Source organism: Microbacterium yannicii PS01 (genome assembly GCF_000304335.1).
GTDB classification, from domain to species: domain Bacteria; phylum Actinomycetota; class Actinomycetes; order Actinomycetales; family Microbacteriaceae; genus Microbacterium; species Microbacterium yannicii_A.
This window is the reverse complement of sequence record NZ_CAJF01000006.1, coordinates 73,838-94,464: the sequence shown is the minus strand read 5'-3', so window position 1 is coordinate 94,464 and position 20,627 is coordinate 73,838. Positions and strand designations below refer to the sequence as shown.

General features: G+C 71.5%; 19 protein-coding genes. 9 read left to right on the top strand and 10 right to left on the bottom strand.

Annotation, left to right across the window (positions count from 1 at the left end):
• The first annotated feature begins 30 nt into the window (after positions 1–30).
• The 4 genes from WYM_RS04975 to WYM_RS04960 all read left to right on the top strand — a co-directional run bounded on the left by WYM_RS04975 (position 31) and on the right by WYM_RS04960 (position 2,428).
• The gene (locus tag WYM_RS04975) at positions 31–1,113 is read left to right on the top strand and encodes a carboxylate-amine ligase (protein WP_019179730.1); all 1,083 of its coding nucleotides are present in this window, start codon (positions 31–33) and stop codon (positions 1,111–1,113) included.
• Positions 1,110–1,622, top strand: coding sequence for a DUF1990 family protein (locus WYM_RS04970; RefSeq protein WP_019179729.1), 513 nt, complete (start codon positions 1,110–1,112; stop codon positions 1,620–1,622). Before WYM_RS04975 ends, WYM_RS04970 begins: the two co-directional genes overlap by 4 nt.
• Before the next feature lie 118 nt (positions 1,623–1,740).
• Complete coding sequence (locus tag WYM_RS04965; protein WP_157524892.1) at positions 1,741–1,908, top strand: hypothetical protein; 168 nt, start codon at positions 1,741–1,743, stop codon at positions 1,906–1,908.
• Positions 1,909–2,038: 130 nt separating this feature from the next.
• Entirely contained in the window at positions 2,039–2,428 is a 390-nt protein-coding gene (locus tag WYM_RS04960) for a hypothetical protein (protein ID WP_051008067.1), read from the top strand.
• Positions 2,429–2,441: 13 nt separating this feature from the next.
• Here the strand turns inward: WYM_RS04960 and panB are convergent, their stop codons facing one another.
• The 3 genes from panB to WYM_RS04945 are packed head-to-tail and all read right to left on the bottom strand — an operon-like array spanning position 2,442 to position 4,959.
• The gene (gene panB / locus WYM_RS04955) at positions 2,442–3,296 is read right to left on the bottom strand and encodes a 3-methyl-2-oxobutanoate hydroxymethyltransferase (RefSeq protein ID WP_019179726.1); all 855 of its coding nucleotides are present in this window, start codon (positions 3,294–3,296) and stop codon (positions 2,442–2,444) included.
• Positions 3,293–4,174, bottom strand: a complete 882-nt coding sequence (gene panC, locus WYM_RS19300) for a pantoate--beta-alanine ligase (protein WP_019179725.1) — start codon at positions 4,172–4,174, stop codon at positions 3,293–3,295. The genes panB and panC overlap by 4 nt, the downstream gene beginning before the upstream one ends.
• The gene (locus WYM_RS04945; RefSeq protein WP_019179724.1) at positions 4,171–4,959 is read right to left on the bottom strand and encodes a DUF2520 domain-containing protein; all 789 of its coding nucleotides are present in this window, start codon (positions 4,957–4,959) and stop codon (positions 4,171–4,173) included. The genes panC and WYM_RS04945 overlap by 4 nt, the downstream gene beginning before the upstream one ends.
• A 290-nt stretch (positions 4,960–5,249) precedes the next feature.
• On the opposite strand from WYM_RS04945, the gene helR reads away from it, so the two are divergent.
• Entirely contained in the window at positions 5,250–7,379 is a 2,130-nt protein-coding gene (gene helR, locus WYM_RS04940) for an RNA polymerase recycling motor ATPase HelR (protein ID WP_019179723.1), read from the top strand.
• Positions 7,380–7,475: 96 nt separating this feature from the next.
• The gene (locus tag WYM_RS19295; protein WP_157524890.1) at positions 7,476–7,820 is read left to right on the top strand and encodes a hypothetical protein; all 345 of its coding nucleotides are present in this window, start codon (positions 7,476–7,478) and stop codon (positions 7,818–7,820) included.
• A gap of 51 nt (positions 7,821–7,871) precedes the next feature.
• Here WYM_RS19295 and WYM_RS04930 read toward each other — a convergent pair whose 3' ends face one another.
• From WYM_RS04930 to WYM_RS04915, 4 genes are all read right to left on the bottom strand, one after another.
• The gene (locus WYM_RS04930) at positions 7,872–10,376 is read right to left on the bottom strand and encodes a hypothetical protein (RefSeq protein WP_019179721.1); all 2,505 of its coding nucleotides are present in this window, start codon (positions 10,374–10,376) and stop codon (positions 7,872–7,874) included.
• Between the two features lie 111 nt (positions 10,377–10,487).
• Positions 10,488–11,852, bottom strand: coding sequence for an ABC transporter substrate-binding protein (locus tag WYM_RS04925; RefSeq protein WP_019179720.1), 1,365 nt, complete (start codon positions 11,850–11,852; stop codon positions 10,488–10,490).
• Positions 11,853–11,928: 76 nt separating this feature from the next.
• Positions 11,929–12,879 (bottom strand): carbohydrate ABC transporter permease, encoded by a 951-nt coding sequence (locus tag WYM_RS04920; protein WP_019179719.1) that lies wholly within the window; start codon positions 12,877–12,879, stop codon positions 11,929–11,931.
• Entirely contained in the window at positions 12,879–13,880 is a 1,002-nt protein-coding gene (locus WYM_RS04915) for a carbohydrate ABC transporter permease (RefSeq protein ID WP_019179718.1), read from the bottom strand. The genes WYM_RS04920 and WYM_RS04915 overlap by 1 nt, the downstream gene beginning before the upstream one ends.
• Before the next feature lie 224 nt (positions 13,881–14,104).
• Here WYM_RS04915 and WYM_RS04910 point away from each other — a divergent pair, with 224 nt between their 5' ends.
• Positions 14,105–15,640: an FAD-dependent oxidoreductase gene (locus tag WYM_RS04910; RefSeq protein WP_019179717.1), complete on the top strand. Its 1,536-nt coding sequence runs from the start codon at positions 14,105–14,107 to the stop codon at positions 15,638–15,640.
• A 47-nt stretch (positions 15,641–15,687) separates the two neighbouring features.
• Here the strand turns inward: WYM_RS04910 and WYM_RS19290 are convergent, their stop codons facing one another.
• Genes WYM_RS19290 through WYM_RS04895 form a run of 3 tightly spaced genes read right to left on the bottom strand, consistent with a single transcriptional unit; the run spans position 15,688 to position 18,286 of the window.
• Complete coding sequence (locus WYM_RS19290; RefSeq protein ID WP_019179716.1) at positions 15,688–16,287, bottom strand: class II aldolase/adducin family protein; 600 nt, start codon at positions 16,285–16,287, stop codon at positions 15,688–15,690.
• Positions 16,284–17,537, bottom strand: a complete 1,254-nt coding sequence (gene otnK, locus WYM_RS04900) for a 3-oxo-tetronate kinase (protein ID WP_019179715.1) — start codon at positions 17,535–17,537, stop codon at positions 16,284–16,286. The genes WYM_RS19290 and otnK overlap by 4 nt, the downstream gene beginning before the upstream one ends.
• The gene (locus WYM_RS04895) at positions 17,534–18,286 is read right to left on the bottom strand and encodes a DeoR/GlpR family DNA-binding transcription regulator (RefSeq protein ID WP_019179714.1); all 753 of its coding nucleotides are present in this window, start codon (positions 18,284–18,286) and stop codon (positions 17,534–17,536) included. The genes otnK and WYM_RS04895 overlap by 4 nt, the downstream gene beginning before the upstream one ends.
• Positions 18,287–18,359: 73 nt before the next feature.
• Between WYM_RS04895 and WYM_RS19285 the strand changes: the two genes are divergently transcribed.
• Both WYM_RS19285 and WYM_RS04885 read left to right on the top strand, forming a co-directional pair.
• Positions 18,360–19,766: an FGGY-family carbohydrate kinase gene (locus tag WYM_RS19285; RefSeq protein ID WP_019179713.1), complete on the top strand. Its 1,407-nt coding sequence runs from the start codon at positions 18,360–18,362 to the stop codon at positions 19,764–19,766.
• Positions 19,763–20,626, top strand: a complete 864-nt coding sequence (locus WYM_RS04885) for a hypothetical protein (protein WP_019179712.1) — start codon at positions 19,763–19,765, stop codon at positions 20,624–20,626. Before WYM_RS19285 ends, WYM_RS04885 begins: the two co-directional genes overlap by 4 nt.
• Position 20,627 lies beyond the last annotated feature (1 nt).

Below are 20,627 nucleotides of genomic sequence, written 5' to 3'. Positions count from 1 at the left end.
GATGCCCGAGGGCGGGGAACGGAGAGGGCGATGCAGCCGACGTTCGGCATCGAGGAGGAGTTCGTCCTGCTCGACCCGGTGACGCTGACCGCGGTGGACCGTGGGCCCGAGGCCATCGCCGCGCTGCACGACGCCGGCGCCGGCGTCGTCGACAGGGAGTTCTTCCCCTCGCAGGTCGAGTTCGCCTCCCCTGTGCTCTCCTCCGCCGACGAGGCCTGGGACGAGGTGCGCGGCTTCCGCCGGCGACTTGCCATGTGGGCCGAAGAGGAGGGCGTGATCGCGGCCGGCACCGGCACGCCGTTCCGCGTCCGGAAGCACTTCGGGGTCAGCAGCACGGATCGCTACACGCGCATCGCCCGCGACATCGCCGGGATCACGCCCGATCACCAGATCAACGGGCTGCACGTGCACGTCGCGATCCCGGACGCCGAGTTCGGCGTCCGCGCCTCCAACGCGCTGCGAGCGTGGCTGCCGACACTGCTCGCACTGGCGTCGAACTCGCCGTTCTGGCAGGGAGATGACACCGGCTTCGACAGCTGGCGGGCCATCCACGGTCGACGCTGGACCACGCACGGAATTCCGCCCGTGTTCCGCGACGCGGCGGAGCAGCAGAGGACTCTCGACGCCCTTTGGGGCATCGGCGCGAGCTCCGACCACGGCACGATCAACTGGAACGTGCGCCTGTCGGTCCACTACCCGACGATCGAGATCCGGGTGTTCGACTCCCAGCTCGACGGGCGCTCGAGCGTTGCGCTCGCTCTGATCACGCGGGCGCTCGTGGTCGCGGCAGCCGACCAGCCATCCGCATCCTCCGACATCGACATCACCGATGCGGCGCTCTGGCACGCCGCCCGGTACGGTGTTGGCTCGACCCTGGTGCATCCGTTCACCGGGACCCTCATACCCGCCGCGGAGGCACTGCGCGTGCTCGACGAGCACATCCGACCGCACCTCGCCGAGGCATCCGCTCACCGGCTCGTCGATGACCTGCTCAGCCGCGTCGCGCGCGACGGCTCGGGCGCCGCCCGGCAGAGGCGGGCCTACGCGGGGGGTCAGGCCGAACTGAGCGACCTCTACCGGGGCGAGCTCGACGACGGAGCGCCCTGGCGATGACGGCGTCGGAATGGACGACGCTCACCCGGCCCGCGGAGCCGGTCTGGCCGGCGACCGACGACAGGTTCCGCCGGTGGGAGGGATCGACGGTCCTCGGCCGCGGCGGACGGGTCTGGGACTGGGCACGCGCCGAGGTGCTGAGGTGGGGCGTGAAGACGCGCAGCGGGTTCCGGGTGACCCCCGAAGGCGCGGCTGCGGATGGCGACCGCCCCCTCATCACGGCGCACGCGTTCGGGCTCTCGATCAAGGAGCCCGTCGAGGTCGTGGCGGTCGTCGAGACGCCCGACCGGGTCGGCTTCGCCTACCGCACGCTGCCGGGCCATCCCATCTCGGGAGAGGAGGCGTTCATCGTGCACCGGGCCAGCGACGAGGTGACGCTGACGATCCGGTCGCTGACGCGTCCCGGCGACAGTCCGCGGTGGCGGGCGGCGTACCCGGCGCTGCTGGTGGCCCAGGCCGTCGCCCGGCGGCGCTACCTGCGAGCGCTCCGCCAGCGCGCCCGCGGCTGACGCGCCCGCCGCTCCCGGCGGGCCTGCTGCACCGCGCTACACCGGGGATCCCCTGAGCGCAACGGGGGTGGAGCGCCGCGCCGCCGATCGTACGCTCGCCGTCAGGAAGGGAGAGAACATGTCGGACACGCCCATTCCCCGGCTCTCGCCGGAGGACTCCAACCCCGCCAGCGACCTGAAGACCGACGTCATCAAGGACGTGGAGCGGGAGCACACCATCACCGGCGACGTCGTCGGCCCGCGCAGCGACGAGATCCCGGACGAGGAGTCCGACCAGAGCGAGTAGCCCTCCCGTAGAGCGGGTCGTTCGCCAGGACACGCCGGGCTTGAGCGCCCGCGGCGGCGTGTCTTGGCGAGTCGCATGGCCGAGAAGGCGAGTGGATGCCGGTGTCGGCGGTTCGCCGTACGCTCGCGGTGTGGCTACCCTCGACGACCTGCGCCGCATCGCCGCCGGGCTGCCCGGCAGCGAGGAGCGCATGACCACGGGCGGTGCGGCATGGTTCGTGCGCAGCAAGCTCTATGCGTGGGAGTGCCACCCGTGGCCGAGCATCCCCGACGACATGCGCGCGATCATCGCGGCCGAGCTCGTCGTCGGGGTGAAGGTCGGCGACCGCCTCGACGCGCTGGCCCTGCGCGAGATGGCACCCGATGTCTTCCTGCGCGCCACCACGACGTGGAGCGAGCCCAAGGTCGCGTTCCGGATGGCCGGCATCGACCAGACGCACCTCACCGAGCTCGTCACCGAGGCATGGTTCGTGCAGGCCCCGAAGTACCTGCGGCGCGAACTCGACGGCATCCGTCCCTGAAGAAGAGGGCGGCTCAGGCGTCCTCGAGCGCGGCCCGGGCGGCGGCCACCGCCTCGTCCGTCGCGGAGTAGGCGTGCTCGGCGGCCGGGAACGCCCGCGCCCGCACGTCCTGTGCGTACGCGGCGACGCCCGCCACCATGTCGGGGCCGATGGCGGCGTAGTGCTTCACGAACGACGCGGTCCTGCCCTCGGTGATGCCGAGCAGGTCGTGCATGACGAGCACCTGACCGTCGGCCGGGCCGGCGCCGATCCCGATCACCGGGATGCTCACCGACGGCAGCACGACCTCGACCACGTCGCTCGGAACCGCCTCGATCACGAGAAGGCTCGCGCCCGCCTCCTGCACGGCGAGCGCCTCACGCGCGAAGCGGGCGGCCGAGTCCGCCGTGCGGCCTTGCGCGCGGAGCCCGCCGAGCGCCGTGGCCGTCTGCGGGGTGAGGCCGACGTGACCGACGACGGGGATGCCCGCCGCGACGATCGCGCGGATCCGGCTGAGCCGCATGGCGCCGCCGCCCTCCAGCTTGACGGCGTCGGCGCCCGCCTCTTTGACGAAGCGCATCGCCGTCGCGACGGCCTGCTCGTCCGAGACCTCGGTCGACCCGAAGGGCACGTCGCAGACGACGAAAGCCGAGCGGATGCCGCGCCGCACCGCCGCCGCGAGCACCAGCATCTCGTCCACCGTCACGCGCACCGTCGAGTCGTGCCCGAGCACGACCTGCGCGCCCGAGTCGCCGACGAGCACCATGTCGACCTCGGCCTGCTCGGCGGCGCGCGCCGTCGGATAGTCGTAGGCGGTGACCATGACGATGGGCTCACCGGCCTCCTTCATCTCGGCGAGGCGGCGGAGAGTGATCTGGGGACGCATCATGCCCCTTCCTGAGAGAGCGGGCCGGGCCCCACGGCGTGGGCCGAGATCACGGTGTTGTCGATGAGTCGCGTGCGCCCCACCCGTGCCGCGACGGCGACGAGGACCGGGCGATCAAGCGCAGCGGCCGGCTCGAACGTGGCCGGATCGACCAGCGCCAGATACTCGAGGTCGATGCCCTCGCCGGCCAGCTCGGCGAGTCCGCGTGCGCGCAGCGCCTCGACATCGGCGAGGCCGGCGGCCGCGGCATCCGTCACCGCCTGCAGGGCACGGGGGATCGCGAGCGCGCGTGCGCGCTCGTCGGCGGTGAGGCGGGCGTTGCGGCTCGAGCGGGCGAGGCCGTCGGCGTCGCGCGAGGTCGGGCACACCACCAGTCGCACCGGCAGGTCGAGGTCGGCGACGAGGCGCTGGAGCACCGCGACCTGCTGCGCGTCCTTCGCGCCGAAGTAGGCGGCGTCGGGGAGGGCGGCGAGGAGCAGCTTCGTGACGATCGTCGCGACCCCGTCGAAATGCGCGCGGCCGCGTTGTGCGCCCTCGAGCGTCTCGGTGACCGGCCCGGCGATGCGCACCGTGGTGGCGAACCCGGTCGGATACATCTCGGCCGCATCGGGTGCGAAGACGATGTCGACCCCGGCCTCGGCCGCGAGGGCGGCGTCGCGGTCTTCGGTGCGCGGGTACGCGGCGAGGTCGGCCTGCTCATCGAACTGCGTCGGGTTGACGAAGATCGACATCACCACGGTGCGGTTCTCGGCGCGCGCGGCGCGAACCAGCGTCAGATGCCCCTCGTGCAAGGCGCCCATGGTCGGCACCAGGCCGACCGGTGTGTCGCGGCGCTCGCGCAGCGCCGTGCGCAGGTCGGAGACCGTCCGCACGATGATCACGGTCGGGCACCTCCGGACGGGCCCGGTCCGCGGCCGGCGAGGTCGCGCGTCGCGGCGGCGAGAGCGTCGAACAGCGCAAGGCGTTCGGGCAGACGCTCGGCCACGGCGGCGCGCTGGCGCGCGACGGTCTCGTCATCTCCCCGGGCGACGGGTCCCGTCAGCGCCGCGGCCCCCTGTGACTGCCAGTTGCGCGCTGCGGTGAGCACGAGCGGCGCGAGCGCCGCGCGGTCGACGCCGGCGGTCGCCGCGAGCTCCTCCGCGAACACCTCCAGCGCCACCAGGTAGTTCGCGGCGATCGACGCGGCGGCGTGGTAGGCCGGACGATCTTTCTCGTCCACCCGCAGAATCCGCAGTCCGAGGGCGCTCGCGAGCGCCTCTGCCACCGCCAGTGAGTCCGCCGTCGATCCGGCGACGGCGGCGGGCACGCCGGCGAACGAGGTGTCGTGGCCGGTGACGGTCATGAGGGGATGGATGCTGAAGGCCTCGTGCGGTGACAGCGGCGCTAGGGTCGTCGCACCTGACAGATGACCGACCGTTCGCCCGGGGGCGATCAGCGCGGCCGCGGCGTCGATCTCGGCATCCGGAACCGCCAGCAGCACGATCGCGGCGTCCTCCGCACGTGCACCACGACGGAGCGGGCCACGCACGTCGAGTCCCGCGGCCAGGAGTCCGGCGGCGAGCGCGGCGCCCATGCGGCCGGCGCCCACGATCGCGATCGGCCCCGCAGTGGACGGCGCAAGCGACGGCGCGGCGGCATGCGGGTGCTCGCGGGGGCGGTCCGGCATCCTCGTCGTCTCCCGTCAGGAACGCGGTCCTTTTCAGGACCTCGATCAAAAATACCGTGCGGAAGGAAGTCGGCCGGTCGACAGGGATGAGGCGGAGAAGCGCCGCGGGCTCTGGGCCGCGCCGGCGAGACGAGCGGAACCCCCTGCCCTTTCCAGGATAACGGGACAGGGGGGCCTTGCGGCAAGGGCCCCTCAGTGGCGCATACTGGTCGGCCGCCCGTGAGAACCGCCACCCGCGCGCCCCTCCTCCACCCCGCCTGCAGCTCGGAGTCGATGCCGTGAACCCCGCCATGACCAGCCCTTTCCAGCTCGCCGACCGCCTTGTCGCCAAGGCCGACCCTGCCCTCATCGCCGCCGACGAGCAGCACTTCGCCGCCGTCGTCGAGAGCCTCGAGCGCTCCATCGCCGAGATCTCGGACCGCCTCGAGATGCTCCGCCTGCAGCCCGGCGGCGGTGGCCAGGCCGCACTCGAGCGCGACCTCGAGATCCATCGCCTGTCGGGTCGCCTCCGCGTGCTCCGCCGCTTCACCCTCGACGCCTGCCTCGGCCGCATCGTGCCCACGGGCGACGCCGAGCCCCTCTACATCGGCCGCTTCGGGCTCAACGACCCCACCGGCCGGCGTCTGCTCCTCGACTGGCGCACGCCGGCGGCGGAGCCGTTCTTCGGCGCCACCCACGCCGATCCGATGGGTCTGCTCAGCCGCCGCCGCTATCGCTGGACCGGCGGCCGCGTGACCGACTACTGGGACGAGGTCTTCACACCGGAGGGCCTCGAGCACCATGCCGCTCTGGACGACCAGTCGGCGTTCATCGCGAGCCTCGGGGCGAGCCGCTCGCCGCAGATGCGCGACGTGCTCGGCACCATCCAGGCCGACCAGGACGCGATCATCCGTGCGGGTTCGCGCGGTGCACTCGTCGTCGACGGCGGACCCGGAACGGGCAAGACGGTCGTCGCGCTGCACCGCGCGGCGTACCTCGTCTACTCCGATCCGCACCTCGGCGCGGGTCGCGGCGGCGTGCTGTTCGTCGGCCCGAGCCCCGCCTACCTCTCGTATGTCACCGACGTACTGCCGAGCCTCGGCGAGGAGAGCGTGCAGACGTGCACCCTCGGCGATCTGATCGCCGAGGGAGCCGGCGCGCGGATCGAACGGGACCCGGCCGTCGCCCGTCTGAAGGCCGACCTGCGCATGATCGACGCCATCGAGCCCGCGGTCGCGCTCTACGAGGAGCCGCCGGCCACGGGCCTTCGCGTCGAGACACCGTGGGCGGACCTGTGGCTGTCGGCCGACGACTGGGCAGAGGCCTTCGCCTCCCCCGAGCCGGGCACTGCGCACAACGAGGCGCGCGACCAGGTGTGGGAGACGCTGCTCGACATCCTCATCGACCAGGTCGATGGGGAGGAGGTGCCGCCGCACCAGCTGCGGCGAGCGCTGGCGCGGCACGAGGAGCTCACGCGCGCCTTCCACCGTGCGTGGCCGCTGGTCGAGGCATCCGTCCTGGTCGCCGATCTGTGGTCGGTGCCGGCGTACCTGCGCCGCTGCGCGCCGTGGCTCTCGCCCGACGACGTGCAGCGATTGCAGCGAGCGGAGCCCGCAGCGTGGACCACGGCGGATCTGCCGCTGCTCGACGCGGCGCGGCGGCGGCTCGGCGACCCGATCGCCTCGCGGCGGCGTCGCGAACGCGAGGCGACGCTCGCCCGCGAGCGGGAGTACATGGGCGAGGTCGTGGAGAGACTCAAGGAGGCGGGAGACGAGCTGCTGCAGTGGATCGACGGCGACGACCTGCGCAACAGCCTCGTCGATGAAGCCGCACTGCCGTCGGTCGATCCCGATCTGCTCGCCGGACCCTTCGCGCACGTGATCGTCGACGAGGCGCAGGAGCTGACCGACGCGGAATGGCGGATGCTGCTGGCCCGGTGCCCGTCGCGGAGCTTCACGATCGTCGGCGACCGGGCGCAGGCACGCCACGGCTTCGCCGAGACCTGGCAGGAGCGCCTGGAGCATGCCGGGCTGACGGAGGTCTCGCTCGCCTCGCTCACGATCAACTACCGGACGCCGAGCGAGATCATGGTCGAGGCGGAGCCGGTGATCCGTGCGGCCATCCCGGACGCGAACGTCCCGACCTCGGTGCGCAGCAGCGGGACGCCGGTGACGCACGCGGCGGTGGCCGATCGTGACGCGATCCTCGACGCGTGGGTCGCGGATCACCCGGAGGGCATCGCCTGCGTGATCGGAGATCCCGCGTTCTCGGCACGCGAGCGCGTGCGCTCGCTCACCCCGGAGCTCGCGAAGGGTCTCGAGTTCGACCTCGTGGTGCTGGTCGAGCCCGATCGTCTCGGCGCCGGCATCGAGGGCGCCGTCGACCGCTACGTCGCCATGACGCGGGCGACGCAGCACCTCGCCATCCTCGAACCGGCGTGACCTCGCGGCGCCCGCGTGAGGAGCCGCTTTCTAGCGTGTTCGCCGACAGGGTGCAACCCCGGGTGGTTTTCCACACGGAGGGCGTAGAACCGAGGAGTGAAAAGGGTGATCTACGCGGGCACCGAGTTCCTGACCGGCGACAGGATCGCCGCGGCGCTGATGAGATACAGCGGGGCGCTGGCCGAGGCCGGGCAGGCCGAGACCATAGCGGTGCCGGCCGTCGGGGACGACGGCTCGGTCGTCGAGGTCATGGTGCTCATCGGCCCGGCCAGCCAGATCGTGGCCCAGGACGCCGACACCGACCATCCGGAGCTCGTCGACGAGGCGGTCATCGGCGAGCTCGACGCGAAGGCCGGCCGGCTGACCCCGACCGCCGTCGTCGAGACCGAGCCGGCCTTCGGTGCGGACTGGGACGGCGCCTCCTCGACCGACGACATCTGACTCAGGCAGCGACCGCTGCGCACCGGCACGCACTCCGCACGCCGAGGCGCATCATGCCCGACGAAGCGTGACGTCCGCGACGCCCGCTGGGGGCACCTCGACCGACAGGGCGGCGTGTCCCTGGAGAACCCTGGCGAGGACCGGCGCATCGGTGATGTTGCGCAGTCGCGCCCGGACGCCGTCGGCGACCGGGCGCAGCTCGACGAGCAGCTCGGGCCAGGGCTCGACGGCAAGCGCGTCGCCGCGCGTGAGCCGAGGGGCGAGGGGCGCATGGCGCGCCTGCAGCGGTTCGAGCAGATCCCGCCCGTACCGCCGCACGTCGGCCCTGGTCGGGGCGGGCGTCGACGGCGACGCGCTGACGGGACGGAAGCGGTAGCGGAACCGCCGCGTGACCTCCTGCCGCGCCTGGAAGTTGGTGAAGTGGAGGTTGTTCATCAGCCAGCTGTGGACGTGCCCGCGCGGAGCGTCGAGCGCCGTCGCCCACGTGCCGGTGTGGTAGCCGCCGACCTGAACCAGCGGGGCGTCCATGGCGCCCCAGAGCACACCAGCGTCGGCGCCCGCGATGCCCACCGCGTGCTGGATGGAGTACCAGTCCTTGCTCGTGTCCGGCAGCTGCTCCCGCTCCGCCGCGAACACCGCGCCCGCCGTCTCGAGGAGGAAGTCCGGCTCGGCGACAGCGAACGGGAACGACACGAAGACGCTCTCGGGCTCGAACCGCTCGGGCTTGCTCACGTGCACGTCGAGCTCGACGTCGGCGGCGTGGTCGGCGATCACGAGCGTCGACACCACGCGCGGGATGCCGGGGGTCGCCGTCTCCCATCGGATCTCGGTCACCCCGCCGCTGCGGCGGACGCGCACGGGCTCCGTGCCGGTGGCCACCGCGCGCAGGAAACCCGGGCCCGGGTGGTCGGGATGGAAGTGCTTCGGCGATGTCGTGATCATCGGGTGCCGCGACCCGGCCTCGACGAGCTCGTCGACCAGCGCGCCCAGCGGCGTCTCGGCCGAGGCATCCACCAGTTCACGGCCGTCCGTCGTGTCGATGAGCGACACGATGCCGCCGCGCCCCGGATCGACGCTCACCCGATATCGGCCGGCGACGATCGGCCCCTCCACCGCCTCCTCGGTCTGCGGAACGGGAACCGGCAGCACCGTGACGCCGAAGGGCGCGACCTCGGCCAGCGTCCGGACTCGACGGCTTCCCCCGATCTCGACATCCACGAGCTCGCGCCGCGGCGCCTCGGTGGGATTGACCACGACGATCACGCCGCCCTCGTCGCCGCCCGCGCGCTCGGCGGCCTCGGCTGCGGCATCCGGATCCTCGCCATCGGCGTAGGCGTAGCGGAACCACCCTTCGATGGCGAGGTCGCGCGCGTGGTCGAAGGCCTCGTAGGCGAACGCCGACTTGGCGTTGTGATGCGAGTGACTGAACGTCGAGTGGGGCTTGGAGTACGTCTCCCAGCTGCCCCACGTGTGCTCGCCGTACAGCAGCAGCTGCTCGTCGACGTGGCGGAGCGTCTCGGCGACCTCGTCGTCGGATCGCAGGCGGACCGGGCCGCGCCGATAGCCGAGGACGTCGAAGCCCGGCTCGTGAACCGACCCGCTGAGCGCGGCGAGGGAGAGCGTGCTCTGGGCGGCGCGGGCGAACGAGCGGGCCTCGCGGTACACCGCCACCTCGCGCGCGGTCGAGGCGTGGCCGTGCGACCACCAGTCCGCCCACTCACCGCGCACCGTCGGCACATCCAAGCCTTCGACCTCCGACTCGAGCTGGTCGAGCGCCTCGTCGATGGTCGCCGTGCGCATCGGAAGCTCGGGATGCCTCGCGTTCCAGTGACGCACGATGCCCAGGAAGTGCGCGGTCGGCCAGCGATTGTCGTTCCCCGCGTGCACGATCGCCGTGCTCCACGGATAGTCCGGGCGCTTCTCGAGCTCGTCGACGAATTCCGCGATACGGGCCTCGGCTCGTACTGCGTCGCCGTCGACGATGCCCCACTCCTCTCCGAAGCCGTAGTGCGTCGACAGCCAGACGAAGACACGGCGTCCCGACGGCCCTTCCCACCAGAAGCCGCTGGGCTGGGTGAACGGCGCGCGGCCGTGGTCGGGGTTGAGAGCCATCACCAGCCGGGTCAGCCCGGCGTCGCGCATCTGGTCGACGACGCCCCACGAGAGGCCGTTGACATCGCCGTGCTGCTGAGTGCGGATGTCGATGCCGGCCGCGCGGATGCTCTCGAGCTGCTCGTAGGCGGCGTCGAACTCGAAGGAGCTGGGCAGCTGCGTCATGTTGAGGTACCCGCCGGTCACCGAGACCGCGCCGGTTCGCGAGAGGTCCGCGAGCTGAGCCACCTGATCAGGCGTCGCTCGGCGCAGGAACGAGAGCACCGGACGTGCCACTTCGAAGGTCCAGCGGAAGCCGTCCGATCCGGTCGCCGGGAGCTCACGGGCGATCTCGAGCACCCGATCGACGATGCGCCCGTGCATCCGGTCGATCAGGCGAGGGCTGTTGGTGTAGCCGACGTCGTGGTGGGTGTGGCCGATGAGAAGGATCTGCTGGAGGGACATGGCGAGGTGAGGTTCCCGGGTGGTCGAGGGATGGGAAGAGGAGCGAAGGAAGGAGAAGGGCGGGTCGACCGAAGTCGACCCGCCCTGGTTCCCTGGAGCGAGCGTTGCGGATCAGCCCGCCGTCGCGTTGTCGTATGCCCGCATCGCGGCATCCTGCGCGTCGGCCAGCGCCTCTTCGGGCGTCTTGTCGCCGAGCAGCGCCGCAGTGATGGCGTTGTTCAGTTCGTTCTGGATGTCCTGACCGGCCGGCGACGACCCGAACGACTGGCCGTAGTCCAGCACCTCGTAGTACGTCGAGATGGTCTGGTCGAAGCCCGCGTTCCCCGACTCCACGACGTACTCCTCGCGGATCGACTGGTCGGGGCCGGGCGAACCGGTGAACAGGCCGGTGTTGATGCCGCCGTCCTCGGCGCGGGTCTCGGCACGCGCCTCGCCGGCAGCGGCCCAGGCCTCTTCGCTGGTGAGCTCGACCATCCACGCGCACGCGGCGGCCGCGTTCTCGGCACCCATCGGGATCACGAACGCCGTGCCGCCGGAGACCGAGAAGGGGTTCCCCTCGGCGTCTTTGAACGGCACCGCCTCGATCTGGATCTGATCCACGTACGGCGACAGCACGTTCGGGTACCACTGGGCGTTGACCTGCGCACCCACCTGGTCGGCGACGAACTGGTTGTTCTCGCCGAAGGTGTCGAACGAGTCGGTGAAGCTCTTCACGGCCGCGTAGCCGCCCTGAGCATCATTGATCTGCTTGAGCAGCTCGATGGCCGGGATGTTGGCCGGATCGTCGAGGGTGGGCACGCCCTCTTCGTCGGTCAGCTGCCCGCCCATGCCGAGGATCCACAGCGGCGCCTGCCCGGTGGAGACCGGGTCGAAGCCGAGTCGCGTGGGCACGCCGCCCGACTCCTGGTACATCTTCTCGACGGCGCCCAGCAGGGCGTCGGGGTTCGACGTGTCGATCTCCTCGTTCGTCACACCGGCCTCGTCCATCACCCGCTTGTTCAGGATGATCGCCGGCGGCTGGTAGAACTGCGGCACGGCCCACACCGCGTCGTCGTACCGGACGTCGTCCACGACGAACGGATACCAGTAGTCGTCGGGCGTCACGCCCTGCGCCTCGAAGCAGTCGTCGAGGGGCATGATCAGGTCCTGCGCCGCGTACTGCGTGACGTAGCGCCGATCCATCTGCACGACGTCCGGGACGTCGCCGCTCGCGATCCGGGTGGTGAACTTCTGGGCGTCGAACGCGGTGGCGTCGAGGTCGACCTCGACGTCGGTCAGCTGCTCGGCCGCATAGTCGACGCGCGACTGGCCCACATCGTCCGCGTTCTCGAAGCCCCACGCCTTCAGGGTGCCGGTCGGCTCTGCGGAGAAGTCCGCCGCCTCGCCGCCGCCGCCGTTTCCGCCGCCGCCGCCGCAGCCGGCGAGCACGACGGCCGACGCCGCGATGGCGGCGATTCCGATAATGCGCTTGCGCATCTGTTTCCCTTTCGATCGGGTGTTTTCTCGTGGATGTGAAGGTGGGTGTCGAGTCAGTGCGCCTGCGGCATCCGGATCATCCCTTCCGGCCCTGCGTCGCGACACCTTCGATGAAGTACCGCTGGCCGAAGGCGAAGATGATGAGCATCGGAAGCGTCACCAGGAGTGAGGCGACCATCACGTACTGGTAGTCCCCCTGCCCTCCGGCCGTGGGGCTGTACTTCGTCATGGCGTACGCGATGCCCAGTGGCGCCGTGAAGTCTTCGACGCTTCCTGCGTTCAGATAGATGAGCGCGGCCTGCAGATTGTTCCAGCTCGCCTGGAACTCGAACAGGAGCACGATCACGAACGACGGGATCGACAGCGGCATCGCGATGCGCCAGAACAGTCCCCAGTAGCTCGCGCCGTCCAGGCGTGCGGCCTCGAACAGCTCCTTCGGCAGACCGAGGAAGAACTGGCGTTGCAAGAAGATGTAGAAGGCCGAGCCGAACAGGTTCATGCCCCACAGCGGAACCCACGTGCCGAGGAAGCCCGTCTCCTTCCAGATGAGGTAGATCGGGATCATCGTCACGGCGCCCGGCAGCATCATGGTCGCCAGCACCAGCCCGAAGAGCAGGCCGCGTCCCGGGAATTTGAAGTAGGCGAAGCCGAAGGCGACGATCGAGCTCGAGATCGCGACGGCGCCGGCTGCGAGGAGCGCGATGGCGACGCTGTTCCACATCCAGCTCAGCAGCGGCAGCTGATTCCAGACTTCGACGTAGTTCTCGGGCATCCACGTCTTCGGGATGAGCGAGTTGTCGAAGACCTCGCCGCGGGGCTTGAGGCTGGCCGACAGCAGCCACACGAACGGGTAGAGGAACAGCAGGCCGAATCCGATCAGCACGATCGTCAGGACGATGCGGCCCACGAGCGACTTCGGCCGCGCCATGCTGCGGCGCCAGCGCGAGCGCTGAGGAACGGTGACGGCGACGGTGGCCGCCTCGGGAACGGGCCTGGCGACGCCCGGGGTCTGCAGCGACGCCGACATCAGCGGTCTCCCTCGTAGTAGACGAAGCGATTTCCGAACTTCACCTGGATCACCGTGATGACCATGATGATCACGAACAGGAGCCAGGCCATGGCGGCGGCGAAACCGAAGTTGAACTGCCGGAAGGCCTGCTGGAACAGGTAGATGGCATAGAACAGGGACGCCTCTGGCGAGGAGTTGCTCTGATCTCGCCAGAACAGCAGGAAGGCCTGGTCGAACACCTGGAACGCCGCGATCGAGAGCACGATGATGTTGAAGAACATGGCGCCCGAGATCATCGGGAGCGTGATCGAGAAGAACTTGCGGATCGGTCCCGCGCCGTCGAGCGAGGCGACCTCGTAGAGCTCACGCGGCACGTTCTTCAGCGCCGCGAGGAAGATCACCATCGTGCCCGCGACGGTCCACAGCGTCATGATGACGATGCTCGGTTTGACCCACGCGGGATCGACCAGCCATTGCGGACCCTGGATGCCGATGAGCCGCAGTCCCTGGTTGATCGCTCCCGTGTTGCCGTTCAACAGGAGGAAGAAGACGGCCGCCGTGGCGACGGCGGGCGTCATCTTCGGCAGGTAGTACAGCGTGCGCCAGAATCCGGCGGCGCGGGAGGCGCGGTCGAGCAGCATGGCGAGCACCAGCGCGAAGATGATCTCGAGCGGCACGGCCATCACCACGTAGAACAGTGTGTTGGCCAGCGAGACGCCCACGCGGGGATCCTCGAAGAGGCGCGCGTAGTTCTCGAAGCCGACCGGTCGTGCCGTGTTCGTCGCCAGGTTGTAGTTGCTGAACGAGATGTAGAGGCTGTAGACCATCGCGCCCGCGGTGAAGACGAGGAAGCCGATGATCCAGGGCGAGATGAAGAGGTAGCCCGCGATGGCCTCGCGCTTGTTGTAGTGCGTCTTGACCTTGGGAGCGCGCTTCTTCTTCCTGCGCTTCCCCTCGCCGCTCTCGGCTCGACCCTCCAGCGCCTCGACGTAGGCGTCGGGCTGGGATGTGAGGCTCATGGCCGAACCCCGCGTTCCGCGGGCTCGCGAGCATCGTTGTTCGTCATCTCACTTCTCCACATCGAGATGTGGCATCGTTACCACATGCTTGCGACTATACGTCGGGACTCCGCGTCCCCGCAACCGCTCCCCATCTGTCACGATGCGAGGGTAGACACGGGGCGTCGAATGGTCACCGGGCTTGCGCGAACCGCTTCTCCTGTGCTCGCCGGCAGGGCAGCCCGATGATCGACGCGGATGTCGCGGTCTACGGCGCCACGTCGGCAGGGGTCTGCGCGGCGGTGGCCGCCGCGCGAGCCGGTGCGCGCGTGCTCCTGCTGGAGCCGGGCCGACATGTCGGCGGCATGACGAGCGGCGGCCTGGGCTATACCGACGTCGGCGACCCGCGAGCCCTGGGCGGCATGGCTGCCCAGTTCCGGGCCGCCGTGGCCGAGCACTACGGCGTGCCGGTCGGTCGATACGCGGGACCCGAGCCGCACGTCGCCGAGGAGATCTTCCTGCGCTGGCTCGACCGGGCCGGCGTGACCGTGGTCATGCACGCGCCGCTCGTCGGCGTCGAGACGCACGATGGCCGCATCCGCACTGCGGCCTTCGGCGACGGGACGCGCGCGGCGGCTGCCGTGTTCGTCGACGCAAGCTACGAGGGAGATCTGCTCGCGGCATCCGGCGTCTCGTACGCCATCGGCCGCGAGTCCCGCGCACTCCACGGCGAGCAGTTCGCCGGCCGTCGTGAGGTCGTGCCGGGCCGCCACGCCATGCCACCCTGGATCTCGCCGTTCCGCGATGACCCGGCCGGTCTGCGAGAGGGCGAACTGCTGCCGCAGATCAAGCCGGCGCCGATGGCGGAGGTCGGGCACGGCGACGGCGGTGTCATGTCGTTCGGCTACCGCGTCTGCCTCTCGCGGGCGGCTGACCGCATCCCCTTCCGCCGGCGCGACGGCTACGACGACGCCCGGTGGGAGCTCGGCCGGCGGATCTTCGCCGACGCCGAACGACGCGGCGACGTGCATCCCGCGGGCCGGTACGTCGGCCTGGAGCCGAACCTTCCCGGCGGCAAGGCCGACGGCAACTCGCTCGGACCGTTCTCGCTGAGCGTGCTCGACGGGAGCGCGTGGGAGTACCCGGATGCCGATGCCCTCCGCCGTGAGCAGATCCGCCGGCATCATCTGCACCATGCCGAGGACTTCCTCTGGTTCCTCGCGAATGATCCGGCCGTCCCTGCCGAGGTGCGCCGCGGCATGCAGGAGTGGGGGCTTCCGGCCGACGAATTCGCCGACACCGGTCACCTGCCCCACCAGCTGTACGTGCGTGAGGCGCGTCGTATGGTCTCGCACGTCGTCCTGACCGAGCACGAGCTGCGCGCGGGAGCGGTGCCCCGCGACGTGGTCGCCCTCGGGTCGTACCACCTGGACATCCGCGAGGTGCAGCGCACCTGGCGGTGGGTGCACGAGCATCCGCAGCCGATCGCGATGGTGGTGAACGAGGGCTACCTGTCGGTTCCGGTGCCGGTGTACGGGATCGGCTACTCGGCACTCGTCCCTCGACGGGACGAGTGCTCGAACCTCGTCGCGGCGGTGTGCATCTTGGCATCGCACGTCGCATTCTCATCGGTCCGCATGGAGCCGCAGTACCAGATGCTCGGCCACGCCGCCGGGCTGGCCGCGGCGGCCGCGGCGCGGCGGCGGCAGGCCGTGCAGGATGTCGACGTGGACGACCTGCAGAGCGCGCTGCGCGACCAGGGAGGCGTGCTGTCGCTCTGAGCGCCGCCTCCGGCTCTTCAGGCGCGGTCGCTTCCCCGCGTCTGTCCTCAGCCCCAGGCGGATCCGGGGTCGAGCCGGCGCGCGTCGCGACCGTGCAGCGTGAGGGCGAGCTCGGCAGCCGCCTCGAGTTCTTCGCAGAGGTCGACGGCACGCAGCAGGTCGGTCGCGCAGACGACGCTGCCGTGGTTCGCCAGCAGCATCACGTGCGCCCCCTCCGCGGCGCGGCCGACCCCGTCGGCGAGCGCGTTCGATCCCGGAGGCGCGTAGTCGACCAGGGCCACCCGCCCCAGTGTGCGGATGCGGTAGGGCGTGTACGCGGGCAGCGGGTCGGCGCCCGGAGGGCACGCGAGGCACGACACGGCGGTCGCCGCCCGGGAATGCAGGTGGATCACGGCGCGAGCCTCCGGACGCGAGCGATACGCCGCGCAGTGCAGCGCCCACTCCTTCGTGGGCGCTGGGCCCGAGAGGTGCGACCCGTCGAGCGCGAGCTCGGCGAGGTCGCCCGTGGTCACCCGTCGCAGCGACGAGCCCGTCGGGGTGATCAGGATCCGGTCGCCGGCCCTCACGCTCGCGTTTCCCGAGCTCCCGGGCGAGAGTCCCGCCGACGCGACCGCGCGGCACGCCTGGACCAGCTGCTCGGCGGTCATCCGTCCTCCTCGAAGGCGGCCGAGAAGAAGTCCGTAGCGCCGAAGTTCCCCGATTTGAAGCACAGGTCCAGCTCGCGGCCGGCGGCGTCGGTCGCCGTCGTCCACGCGACGCCGGGTGCGGCGACGCGCCGCACCCGGAGCACCGAGACGCCGAGCGCCGCCGCGACCGCCCCCGATGTCTCGCCACCGGCGACGAGGATGCGCCGCACGCCGAGCGATGCGATCGAGGCCGCAGCGATGGCGGCGAGCGCGTCCTCCACCAGCGCCGCCGCCCGTTCACGACCCCACTGCTTCTGCGTGCGCAGGACGGCCGCAGGGTCGGCCGTGGCGGAGATCAGCGGAACGCCGCGCGCGCGGTCGATGAACGAGACGGCTTCGGCCACCGCGCGATCGAGATCTGTGGCGAGCGTGTCGACGTCGAGATCGAGCCGCGGGCCGCGGAAGGCAGCGACCTGCGCCCGCGTCCGCTCCGAGCCGCTCCCCGACAGGATGAGGGCGGCGCCGGGGGGCGCAGGTACGGGACGGCGGGGTTGCCCGTCGCCGAGTCGGCGCGCGAGAGCGACGGCGAGGCCGGCCGCCCCGCCGAGCAGCAGGTCGTCCGCGTCGGCGACGGCCCCGGCCGCGGCATCCAGGTCTCCCTCCTCCACGGCGTCGATGAGCACGTGGCGCACGCCGGCGGCGTGGAGGTCGCGGATGCCGGAGGCCACCGCCGCAGCGCCGGCCCGGGCCGCCTCGACCGGCACGAAGGCGACCGGGCGCGACGTCTGGCGCCCCAGCACACGAACCAGATCGGGGTCGCGCATGGGCGTGAGCGGATGGTGCGCGAGCGACGACTCCGAGAGCAGCCGATCTTCGACGAACAGGTGGCCCCGGTGCATCGTGCGCGCGACGGCGGGCGTGGCAGGGGTGCCCACGGAGGCGGCGGCTCCCAGCTCGTCGACGAGGGCATCGGCGGCGGGACCGATGTTGCCGTCGTCAGTGGAGTCGAACGTCGAGCAGTACTTCTGATAGATCCGGCGTGCCCCCATGACACGCAGGACCCGTGCGGCGCGGAGGCTCTCGTCGACCGCTTCGGCGACCGGCGCGGTCCGGGACTTCAGCGCGACGATGACGCACGCCTCGGTCGGCGCCTCATCGGCACGGGGAACGCCGAGCCGCACCTCGGCGCCGAGTCCCGCGGCCGTCACGCCGGCCGCCACATCGCAGGCGCCGGTGATGTCGTCGGCGATCACGCCGAGCTCGACGCTCATCCCGCCACCCGCACGACGACACCCGCGTCTTCGAAGCGGGCGATCACGTCGCGGTCCGCACGGTCGTCGGTGATGAGCGTGTCGACGATGTCGAGCCCGGCGATCCGCACGGCCGACGTCCGCGCGAGCTTGTCGGCGTCGGCGAGCAGCACCACGCGTTCGGACTGCCGGGCGAGGATGCGCTTGATCGCGGCGTCGAGCACGTTCGTGCCCCACAGCCCGTCGAGCCCGACCGCCGTCGCCGACAACAGGGCGAGATCGCACCGCACTCCGCGCAGGGTCTCTTCGGCGAGCGGGCCCGCGAAGCATCGGGTGTCGGGCTGGTAGTGGCCGCCGGCGGCGACCAGTCGCGGCTCGGGCTCTCGCGCGAGAGCCTCGATGACGGGAAGCGAGTGCGTCACGATGGTGTTCGCGCGCAGCAGGGAGGCGACACCGGCGACCGTCGTGCCCGCGTCCAGCGCCACCACCTCGGCACCTGCGGCCTCGCGAGCGGCGAGCTCGGCGATCGCACGCTTCTGCGCCGCGCCGACGGCGCCCCGTCGCTCGAACGGCACACCCACGGCGGCGATCGTCGCACCGCCGGCGACACGACGGAGCACGCCTTGATCCTCCAGCAGCCGCAGATCTCGGCGCACGGTCATCTCCGAGACGCCGAGCCGCTGGGCGGCGTCCGCCGAGGCGACATAGCCATCTGCCGTGACCAGGCGCTCGAGTTCGGCGCGGCGTCCCGGCGCACCCGTGTATCGCATGAACCCATCCTTCCGCCCTGACGATTATTGAACAAACTTGGCAAAACTGTTCGAAATGTCACAAACTTGACCCGTGACGCTCACCCTGGGTCTCGACATCGGCAGTACGACGACGAAGGCCGCCCTCGTCGCCGTGGGCGATGACGTCACAGTCCTGCGGGTGCGGCGAACCCCCACGCCGACCGACGCCGCGGAACTCATCGCCGCCGTCGCCGCCGTCTCGCGCGGATGCCTCGACGGAGCGGGCGAGCCCGTCGCGGCCGTCGGGATCGCGTCCATGGCCGAGAGCGGCGTCGCGGTCGGCGCCGACGGGGGCGCCCTCACTCCGCTGCTGCGATGGGATCGACGCGTCGACCGCGCGCACCTGGACGCGCTGCTGGCACGTTTTCCGCGGCTGCCCGGCGACACCGGCGTGCCGGCGACGACCAAGCCGGCCGCCGTCGCCCTCACGGCGCTGCGGGCGGAGCGTCCCGACATCTTCGCCGCCATGCGGCACTGGGCCGGCGTCGCCGACCTCGTCGCGCACGCGCTCTGCGGCGAGCGCGCCACCGACCACACCCTCGCGGCTCGCACGATGATGGCGGGCGCGGACGGCGAGGACTGGGACCCCGATCTTCTGGACGCCGTCGGCATCGACCGCTCCGTTCTCCCGCAGCTGCGGTCGCCCGGCGAGGCCGTCTCGACCACGACCGCGACCGCTCGCGTCTTCGGTCTGCCCGCGGGCGTCCCCGTCCACGTCGCCGGACACGATCACGCCGTCGGCGCGTGGGCGGTGGGCGCCCGCCGGCCCGGCGCCGTCGCCGATTCCCTCGGCACGGCGGAGGCGGTCGTCCGGGTGACGGATGCCGCCGCCACCGAGCGCGCGGTCGCGGAAGGCATCTCGGTCGGGCGCACCGTCGACGGGGCGGCGCGCACGATCCTCGGCGGGAGCCCCGCGTGCGGGGCCCTGCTCGCGTGGTGGGACGAGGAGCATCCGCAGGACGAGATCTTCGCGCGGCTGAACGAGCTCTCGGGCGACGCGTGGGCGACGAGCGGCTCCGTGGTCCTCCCCTATCCCTCCGGTCGCCAGTGCCCGTCGCCCGACCCGGCCGCACGCGTCCGGGTGCTCGGCCACGACGGCGGCACCGGCGGCCGCGCGCGCGCCCTGCTGCAGTCCCTCGTCCTCCACGCCCGCTGGATGCGAGAGACCGCCGACGCTCTGGCGGGGTCGCCGGCCACCGGCATCACCGTCCTCGGCTCGCTCGCCGAGCGCATCCCCGCCTGGCCGCGCCTCATCGCCGCCGGCGGGGTTCCCACGAGCCTCGCCGCGGCCGGCGAACCGGTCGCCGCCGGTGCCGCGCTCCTCGCCGCGGTGCGTCAGGGCGCGGCATCCGCCGCTCTCACCCTTTCCGGTGCGACCGTCGCTCCCGCGGACGCCCCCGACCTCGACAACGCCTACCGACGGTTCCTCACTACCGTCCTCACCCAAGGAGACCGATGACCACCCTCGATGCCATCGCCCGTCCGAGCGGCGCCTTCGCCATGGTTGCGATGGACCAGCGCGAGAGCCTGCGCCACATGTTCGACGTCGCCGGTCGCGGACGCCCCGCCGACGACGTGCTGATCGACTTCAAAGAAGCCGTGGCGGCCGAACTCGGCCCCTACGCCTCGGGCTTCCTCGCCGATCGGCAGTTCGGCTTCGATCGCGTCCGCGCCGCGCTGCCCGACACGACCGGCCTGATCCTCGCCGTCGACGCACTCGATCAGGCCGACGGCGGCCCGGTCGAAGACACGTCGCTGGATGAGGCCGCGCTCGCCGCGATTCCGGAGCAGGTCGACGCCCTCAAGCTGCTGCTCATCTGGCGGCGCGACGAGCGCCGGGAGGCGCGCGTCGAACTCGCGAGCCGCTTCATCGAGGTCGCCCGTGCCCACGGCGTGCTCTCGGTGCTCGAGCCGGTCGTCCGCGCGGCGCCCGGCGAGAGCGACTTCGATCCGGATGCCGCGATCCGCGAGGCCGCGCGCGAGCTGTCGGCTCTGCGGCCCGACCTCTACAAATCACAGGTTCCCCTCGCCGGTGCGGGTGACGAGGCTCAGCAGCGCGCCGCGAGTGCCGAGCTGAACCGCTGCATAACAGGCCCGTGGGTCGTCCTCTCCCAAGGCGTCGAGCGGGACCGCTTCGCGGATGCCGTCCGAGCGGCGTGCCTGGAGGGCGCCAGTGGATTCCTTGCAGGAAGAGCACTGTGGAGCGACATCGTCGGCAGCGACCGTGTGCGCGACGTGCTGCGCGCCCGCTCGGTGGACCGGCTGAAGGCGCTCGCCGAGATCGTCGACGGCTCGGCGCGTCCGTGGCAGGACGCCTGAG